The sequence below is a fragment of the Haladaptatus ordinarius genome, assembly GCF_054177595.1.
The window spans coordinates 1-1,312 of the sequence record NZ_JBPEHH010000263.1; the positions used below are offsets into that span (position 1 = coordinate 1).

Annotated in this window: 1 protein-coding gene; it reads left to right on the forward strand. The window is 59.9% G+C overall.

The features are described from left to right. Positions 1–1,299, forward strand: a 1,299-nt coding sequence (locus tag ACR3FF_RS27085; protein ID WP_458191194.1) for an IS4 family transposase, incomplete at its 5' end; no start/stop codon positions are given. Between the last annotated feature and the right edge of the window lie 13 nt (positions 1,300–1,312).

Consider the following 1,312-nt stretch of genomic DNA (forward strand, 5'->3'; position numbering starts at 1 on the left):
TCCCCGGATGCAATTACATCGCTGCTGACTTCGCTCTTCCCATCCGGTATGATCGACGACCTCGCGCGTGAGCGCGAAGTCGTCGTGAGGAAGCGCAAACTGGACGTCCGAGTACTAGTCTGGACGCTGATCGTGGGCTTCGCCGTCGGCGGCGAAGCCCGCTCCATCGCCGCTTATCGCCGGACGTACAACGGTGCGACCGGTCAGAATCTCGTCGCCTCCAGTTTCTACGACCGGTTCACCACGCAACTGGAACGACTCCTGCGCGACCTCCTCGACCACGCCGTCGAGGAGGTCGCTGTCCCGCACACCCTCGCTCCAGCCTTCGAGCAGTTCCGCGATGTGATCGTCGCTGACGCCACCGTCGTACGGTTACATCGATTCCTGTCGGCGTTCCCTGCGACGCATCCGGATGTCTCCGGAATCAAGCTCTATCTCGTCCACAGTGTCACCGCTCAGTCGGTGATCGCCCGCGCGATCACCGACGAGCGAACCCACGAGAGCACCCTCTTCAAAACCGGGTCGTGGATGCGTGGACGGCTGTTCTTGCTCGATCTCGGCTTTTTCAAGTATCACCGGTTCGCGCGGATTGACGAGAACGGCGGCTTCTTCGTCAGTAGACTCAAACGGAGTGCGAACCCGGTGATCGTCCGCGAGCTGCGCGAATGGCGCGGTCGCGCCATTCCGCTTGAGGGGAAGCACGTGTTCGACGTTCTCGGTGATCTGTGTCGGAAACACATCGACGTGGAGGTCGAAGTCCGGTTCCAGCGGCGAGCGTACAACGAAACGCGGTCGTGGGACAGCAAGCGATTTCGAGTCGTCGGCGTCCGCGATGAGGACGCCGACGACGGCTATCGGTTGTACATGACGAACTTGCCGGGTGGGAAGTTCAGTCCTGAGGATGTATCGACGCTGTACCGTGCTCGGTGGGTCGTGGAACTGCTGTTCCGTGAGCTGAAGTCACAGTACGGGCTTGGGCGGTTCCAGACGGAGAAAGAACACATCGTTCGGATTCAGGTGACGGCGGCTCTGCTGACGCTGGTGGTCAGCAGAGCCATCCTTCGATTGTTCGTCGATCACGCCGAGGAACTGGGCGATACCTGCGTGTTTCCAACGGAACGCTGGGCGACGACCTTTCGGTCGTACGCCCAGCAAGTCCTCTCTGAGATCGTTGTTTCGTTCGACTACGACCCGAATCTCCCGAACACGTGGTATCGAGAGGCGAGACAACCAGCTCCGTCACGCCAGACGCTTCTTGAGGAGGTGAATGCAGCACTGTATGCTGGTTTTACGTCTTAACCGAATACGAATG